The organism is Psychrobacter sp. TWR1-1-1, from assembly GCF_049895865.1.
GTDB classification, from domain to species: domain Bacteria; phylum Pseudomonadota; class Gammaproteobacteria; order Pseudomonadales; family Moraxellaceae; genus Psychrobacter; species Psychrobacter immobilis_A.
Window position 1 is genome coordinate 1 of record NZ_JAFCTE010000031.1, and the last position, 6,752, is coordinate 6,752.

Here is a 6,752-nt window from a genome sequence, read left to right on the forward strand (position 1 = left end):
GAGCTGTTAGATGATGATGAAGTAGATAACAAAAAAGGAATATACCCTTACCTTTTGACCGGCAAAGAAAAGTATTTAAACTTACGAGCCTTCAAAGATAAAGAAAAACAAAAAATGTATAACTCACAAAAAGGTATCTGTCCACATTGTCAAGATGAGTTCAAGTTGGCAGAAATGGACGCAGACCATATTATACCTTGGTCTAATGGTGGTAAAACCACCCTCAAAAATGGTCAGATGTTATGTAGACCCTGTAATCAATTTAAGGCTGGTAAATAAATATTCACATGGATTGTTATTCAATATCTTCAATGAAATCTAGAAGAGTATCCATTTTTCTGCCGTTCTGCAAAGTAGTATTCGGAGCTTCTCTTTCTTCAGTTTCATAGCGGCTATATTCAGTTGGTTTGATATCTTTACTACCAAACCAACTGAATATAGCAGCATTATTAATTGATGGAGTAGTAACTCTATTTGCCCCACGGTCGGGATTAAGCACTAGCCAGAAGTATACTTGTATATTTACTTCTGTCATTTCACCTCGCGTTGAAGCCAGCTTAGAATACTGTAATATTTGCTGTGGCGGAAGTTTGTAAGATAAAGAAGATTTAACTGAACAACGTATATCTACACCTGTATTTTTTTCTTTCAGATATATATCATGGCCTAAGTCAGCTTGACCTGAATTTTTATCAACTGCTGATACTGCATATTTACCGTTATCATGTAGCCATCTTATAACCATCATTTCTGCAACTTCACCCATAAGAATATTATTAAATTTCTCCATAACATCCCTAGAATGAAGGTTTCGACGGTCTATCATAGTTTTACAGAGCTTCTGTGCAACATCTATGCAAGATTGAAAATCATGTTCGCTCAAGGCTACAAACTTAATGTCAGCTACTGTGACAATCCCTCTAATATTACTCATAGTAAAAAAACCTTTAAATATTTATAAACATTTTTTGTTATAAATGCAGTTGCACAATTTTTAGGAAGGTCTGTTTACCGTTCTATACCATCGTCAACTTTGATCTCTCTTTGCTGCTGTCGTTCTACTTGACGTTCCGCTATCTGTTGCCTTACCTTTTCTCTATGCTCACTTTGGCTGTCGTATATCGTGTCTTGTCCATCACGGTATGCCTGTTCAGCTTCAGGAAATTTTTTAGCAAGATATTTTTTTGAAGGTTCAGAGTAATTTTTTACTTCACCTATTTCAAATTGCCTTCTTATATTCTGTATTTCTTTGCGCTGTTCCGCTTGCTTACTTATCCACGTTTTTTGCTTCATAAAGAAAGGTTTTTCAGCCTTATTATAATCGGCCTGCATCTTGTTTAGCTTGTCTTGTAGCGGTTTTTGATGATGCTCTTTCATTGCCTTTTCGATACTCTCCAAAAGAGTTCTATAACTCTCTATATCCGCTTTCGCTTGCTCTACTTTTTGCGGTGTTGGTCGCAATTCGGCAGAAGGTACAGCTATTTGTGCTATATCCTGCGTTTTATTAGGCATCACTTGAGGATTAGCGGCCTCATGTGAGGGCATTGGCACTTTAGAGCGTTCAATTAGCTCTACGGGCTTCTGAGAGCGTTCTACTTGATTATCAATTTCTGCACTGACTGGCTCTATTACCTGTCGTTCAGGTTCAGCTGTCGGTATTCCTAAATCATCAAGTGATTGGTATAGTTTAGGCTGTTTCTCTGCTAGATCTCTTTTAATCTCAGGCAACCTACGCTTGATAAATTGTAGCTTGTTATGAAACTCTTGTGCTTGCTTAAACTGAGTGGTTAAGATTTCATTGAGCTTATCAGGATTATAGGCGGTTACTGACCGATTGAAGTCGCCGCGCTCTGTCTTAATACCTTTACGCTCCAAGGCGCTGGCATTAACGCCCATCTTGATAGTTGGCTCACGTTCTAAGCCCTGATCTTTTAGGCTTCTATGATCAATACTGATTAGATTGTTATTTTTATCTCGTATGCCATGCTCACGTAAATGCTCGTTAGTTGTAATAGCCCACTGCTCGCGCCAATAGCCCACCTCACCACTTTGTTTTTGATCAAGCTCACGGGTTTTCTTAGTAAAGCCGTCTTTCTCTAGTTTGCGCGTAGTTAGCATGATATGAGCGTGATGGTTTTGTTTGGTTCTACGGCTATTATCATCGTGTAAATGAGCGTCAACGGCACAGCCATGACGCTCAACTATCTGTTTAGCAAAGTCCTGCACCAGTGCTATACGCTGCTGCTCGTCAAGCTCTTTTGGTAGGGCAACTTCAAACTCTCTCGCTACCGTGCTGTTCTTGCGTGTTTCTGCTTCTTCAGCCTTATTCCAAAGCTGCTGCCGATCAGCTGCCCAACTAGGGGCATCATCGGGCAAAAATATCTCACTATGCAAAACACCGGCTTTTCTAGTATAGTCATGGGTGCGCCCTTCTTGCTCACATTCAATCTTTGCACCAGCACGATAGGCCACAGCTGCGGTAGCAGATTGTCCTTTGCTGCGTGAAAATGTTTTGATTGATAAGTGATAAATGGCCATAACTTATTAATTGACACCTTTGTATTTTTCAGCAGAAAAATATTGTCTTTTAGGGGTTATAAGGGGATTTGCCCCTTGTCGCACGCAAACTATGATAAGCTCACCGTATGGGGAGTTTATCATAGTTTGCATAAGTGCGCCCTTGTCTTATTTTTAGTTACTATAATTTTGACAAACAAGGGGTTAAGGAGCAAGTTAGATGACCAAACTACAAGGGGAACTAGAAGGCAAATTAACAAAAATGCTGGCTGATCGTGATCGTTTATTAGCTGAAGTTGATGCGGTTCGTTCTGCGGTGTTGGAAGATAACCCAAAGCAAAACAAAGGGCTTATCAAAATGATAGATAGGGTGCAAGAGTTAGATAAATATATCCGCCAACATGAAAACCGAATACAAGGTATTAAGCAGCGTCAGAAAACGGCAGATAACAGTATTAGACGTAAACAGGATAGTAAGCGAAAAATTTTGATGGGGGCTTTGGTTGAGCATTTGATGGAAACCAATAAGATCAGCAAGACGTTTATCCTTGATGAACTCGATAACTTCTTAATTCGTGACAGTGATAAGGCTTTATTTTCTGATTATTGGTCATCTGAGGACTTAACTTTAACCAGTAAGGAGTAATTTATGGGAAATACTGATAACTCTGTCAGACCGCTTAGTGAGTCAGCTTTACAGTCTATTGCTTCTGTAAATTTGTCCTTTAGCGATGAAGTCATAAAGTCATCACAAGCTAGCCTTGAAGCCACAATTAGACGTATTGAGTCAGGCAAAACTAGTTATGACCAAGAGGAAGAAAGGTTACTTAAAGAATGGCAAGATGCTAAGGCTAGAGAGAACTCTATTAACCGATGATATCTGAGCTTATTTATTACCAATAAATTGCGGTTTAATGACTATTTTCCCTTTGTTTTTTAAGTAAAAAAAAATAATCTCTTTTTATATGTTTTTAAAGAGTTTTTAAAGAGTTTTTAGCTCCTCTGTGAGCCTTGCTATACGTGGCTTACAGAGAAGAGTAAGGGACGTATTGATGTGGAGTAAGGGACGTATTGATGTGGAGTAAGGGACGTATTGATGTGGAGTAAGGGACGTATTGATGTGGAGTAAGGGACAGTATATAATAAGTCCCTTACTCTACTGAAATTGAGATTATTATGGATTATGAACAATCAGATGAAAGGGATTTAATCACGCTCAATAACGATATGATTAGAGCTTCTTACAAACTATCAGTGAATGAGATACGGTTAATTTTGATTGCTATTGCTCAAATGCCGAAAGGGAAGAAAGATAAAGAATCTGCGCCACTTGATCCAATGAAGCCTTATTATATTACTAAGGCGGATTTTATTAGATTAGGTGTAGAGCCTAACAATGTGGCTAGGGAAATACGTTCCGCTTGTAGTGATTTATTGGATAGAAAAATTTTTATTGATACGCCTATCGGTGTGCTTGGTACGCATTGGGTACATAATATATTGCACTTCAAAACCGATATTTTTGAAGAATTGAAGAGAAAGTATCCTAACTCAAAATATGACGATGATTTTATCCGACAGTTAAGAAAGCATAATTTGTTAGATAGCTTACCTATGATTGCGAAGTCAGATGACAACATCATGGCTAGAATAATTTTTCATGCTGATATTATTCCGTATATTAGCGAGTTACGACAGCATTTCACTCAATTAAAACTTGATGAGATGGCAGGGTTTAGCAGTTTTTATAGCTTTAGAATTTACATTATGATGATGCAATGGCGTGATACTGGGCTTGTTGTATCTACCCTTGCCGATTTTAGAGAAATGCTTGATTTAACAGATAAGTATGATGCAGTAAAAGACCTTAGAAAGCGTGTATTAGACGTTGCGATTGATGAAATTAACGAAAAATCACTTTATACAGCTAGTTATAGTTTGACAGATAAAAATGGTAAATCTGGTAAAGGGTTTAAGCTCACGCATTTAAAAATCAGATTCAAGCCAAAAGCAAAAACCGTTAATAGCAAAGCTAAGGGTAAAACAGAACGTGACGCTAATACAGCAGATATGTTTACGGTTGACGGACTGAACGATAAGCAATTAGGGCGTATTGCTCGAAACCCTACTTTTATGGCTGAATATAACCACTTAGTAAGCCCTACTAGTCCAGCTGGACAGTCGCAGCAAGGATGGGAATTTGAAATGATCAACCGTCTTAAAAAAGACCCTAAGCAGTTTGATAAGCGTCCAATACGTGATTATTTAGATTATTAGCAGCTACATGGAAATTAATATTTTGGAATCGATATGGTAAAAACAGCGAAAAATAGTAACTTACAGTCAGCGAAAAAAAGTAAGAATGATGAGTTTTATACTCAATTAACAGATATAGAGAATGAAATTAAGCATTATAAACATCATTTTAAAGACAAAGTTGTCTACTGTAATTGTGATGATCCAAGAGTAAGCAATTTCTTTCATTATTTTTCTTATAATTTTGAGCATCTAGGATTAAAACGTTTAATAGCTACTTGCTACAAAAGTAAGAGTATGGATTTATTCAGTCAAAATGATAGCGAACAAGCTGTTTATCTTATTTATGATGGAGATAAAAACGGCAATAACGTACCTGATCAAGATGAAATAGAAGATCAACTCTTAGATGGAGACGGAGATTTTCGTTCTAATGAGTGTATGGAACTGTTAAAACAAGCTGACATAGTAGTAACCAACCCACCATTTTCGTTATTCAGAGAGTACATTACTCAACTGATAGAGCATGATAAGAAATTTTTAGTAATTGGAAATAGTAACTCAATAACTTATAAGGGTGTATTTCCAGCAATTAAAGAAAACAAAATGTGGCTAGGCTATAACTGTGTCCGTTGGTTTCAAACTCCGTCAGGTGAGTTATATGAAGCGGCTAGATCATTTTGGTACACTAACTTAGAGCATAATAAGCGTAATGAAGACTTAATTTTATGGAAGACTTATAGTCCTGATGAGTACCCCAAATATGATAATTACGATGCTATTAATATTAGTAAAGTGGTAGAGATACCTATTGATTACGATGGTGTAATGGGTGTGCCTATTACATTTTTAACTAAGTATAATCCTGAACAATTCGAGATAGTTGGAGCTACTGAAAGTGAAGGTAAAGGCTTTTCAGAAGGACTTTGGCACTCTGAAAGTGGTGTTGCTCAAGCCACTATTAACGGTAAAAAAGTTTATAAACGACTTTTCATTAAAAATAAAAAACCTCTATAAAGCAAGGCAGCCCATATGGATATTACTCCTAAAGAGATAACAGTTAGAGATTTAACTAAGGCTTACAAGGACTTAGGAGAGGATGGTGTATTTGGTTATGACGGTAAACTTAATATCCGCCCACCTTATCAAAGAGAGTTTGTTTATAAGGATAAGCAAAGGGAAGCAGTTATTCATACAATAAAAGAGGGGTTTCCTCTTAATGTAATGTATTGGGCAGATAATGGTAATTATGAGTATGAAATTATTGATGGACAGCAACGCACAATATCCATCTGTCAGTATGTAAACAACGAATATGCCTATGAAATGCGATATTTCCATAACCTGACTAAAAACGAACAGGACGAAATACTTGATTATAAGCTGATGGTTTACTTTTGCCATGGAACAGATAGTGAAAAATTACAATGGTTTAGAACCATTAATATTGCAGGTGAGAAACTAACAGACCAAGAACTAAGAAACGCAGTTTATAGTGGCACTTGGGTTTCTGATGCTAAAAGGTATTTTAGTAAAACAGGTTGTGTTGCAAGCCAAGTCGCTAGCGACTATATGAATGGCTCACCTATTCGACAGGACTACCTAGAGAAATCTATTGGATGGATAGCTAAGTCGGATCTCAATAAATATAAGGGGAGCATTGAAAGCTATATGGCAAAGCATCAACATGATGTTAATGCTTTAGCACTATGGCAATATTTTCAATCAGTTATTACGTGGGTACAAGCAACATTTCCTACTAAGCGTAAATCGCTCATGAAAGGTCAAGATTGGGGTGTTTGGTATAACCAATACAAAGACGAGTTATTAGATGCTAAAGATTTAGAGAAGCGTATTGTTGAGCTGTTAGATGATGATGAAGTAGATAACAAAAAAGGAATATACCCTTACCTTTTGACCGGCAAAGAAAAGTATTTAAACTTACGAGCCTTCAAAGATAAAGAAAAACAAAAAATGTA

General features: G+C 37.0%; 8 protein-coding genes. 6 read left to right on the forward strand and 2 right to left on the reverse strand.

From position 1 onward, the window contains the following. Positions 1 to 279, forward strand: a 279-nt coding sequence (locus ACP69U_RS13425; RefSeq protein ID WP_426138789.1) for an HNH endonuclease, incomplete at its 5' end; no start/stop codon positions are given. 16 nt (positions 280 to 295) lie between these two features. On the opposite strand, the gene ACP69U_RS13430 is transcribed toward ACP69U_RS13425, so the two are convergent. Beyond that, positions 296 to 934 (reverse strand): hypothetical protein, encoded by a 639-nt coding sequence (locus ACP69U_RS13430; RefSeq protein ID WP_426138790.1) that lies wholly within the window; start codon positions 932 to 934, stop codon positions 296 to 298. Positions 935 to 1,008: 74 nt separating this feature from the next. Next, entirely contained in the window at positions 1,009 to 2,538 is a 1,530-nt protein-coding gene (gene mobQ, locus ACP69U_RS13435) for a MobQ family relaxase (protein ID WP_426138791.1), read from the reverse strand. A 199-nt stretch (positions 2,539 to 2,737) separates the two neighbouring features. Here mobQ and ACP69U_RS13440 point away from each other — a divergent pair, with 199 nt between their 5' ends. From ACP69U_RS13440 to ACP69U_RS13460, 5 genes are all read left to right on the forward strand, one after another. Further along, a complete protein-coding gene (locus ACP69U_RS13440; protein WP_426138792.1) occupies positions 2,738 to 3,163 on the forward strand; it encodes a hypothetical protein in 426 nt (141 codons plus the stop codon). A 3-nt stretch (positions 3,164 to 3,166) separates the two neighbouring features. After that, positions 3,167 to 3,394, forward strand: a complete 228-nt coding sequence (locus tag ACP69U_RS13445; protein ID WP_426138793.1) for a hypothetical protein — start codon at positions 3,167 to 3,169, stop codon at positions 3,392 to 3,394. Between the two features lie 299 nt (positions 3,395 to 3,693). After that, a complete protein-coding gene (locus ACP69U_RS13450) occupies positions 3,694 to 4,794 on the forward strand; it encodes a RepB family plasmid replication initiator protein (RefSeq protein WP_426138794.1) in 1,101 nt (366 codons plus the stop codon). A 33-nt stretch (positions 4,795 to 4,827) separates the two neighbouring features. Further along, complete coding sequence (locus ACP69U_RS13455; RefSeq protein WP_426138795.1) at positions 4,828 to 5,790, forward strand: adenine-specific methyltransferase EcoRI family protein; 963 nt, start codon at positions 4,828 to 4,830, stop codon at positions 5,788 to 5,790. A gap of 15 nt (positions 5,791 to 5,805) precedes the next feature. Further along, positions 5,806 to 6,752 (forward strand): DUF262 domain-containing protein (locus ACP69U_RS13460; RefSeq protein WP_426138796.1); only part of this gene is annotated, 947 nt, incomplete at its 3' end.

What these genes read in the sequence shown, in the direction of transcription:
- ACP69U_RS13455 (WP_426138795.1), top strand. Translation starts at nt 4,828, where the DNA reads ATGGTAAAAACAGCGAAAAATAGTAACTTACAGTCAGCGAAAAAAAGT.
- mobQ (WP_426138791.1), bottom strand. Translation starts at nt 2,538, where the DNA reads ATGGCCATTTATCACTTATCAATCAAAACATTTTCACGCAGCAAAGGA.
- ACP69U_RS13430 (WP_426138790.1), bottom strand. Translation starts at nt 934, where the DNA reads ATGAGTAATATTAGAGGGATTGTCACAGTAGCTGACATTAAGTTTGTA.
- ACP69U_RS13440 (WP_426138792.1), top strand. Translation starts at nt 2,738, where the DNA reads ATGACCAAACTACAAGGGGAACTAGAAGGCAAATTAACAAAAATGCTG.
- ACP69U_RS13450 (WP_426138794.1), top strand. Translation starts at nt 3,694, where the DNA reads ATGGATTATGAACAATCAGATGAAAGGGATTTAATCACGCTCAATAAC.
- ACP69U_RS13445 (WP_426138793.1), top strand. Translation starts at nt 3,167, where the DNA reads ATGGGAAATACTGATAACTCTGTCAGACCGCTTAGTGAGTCAGCTTTA.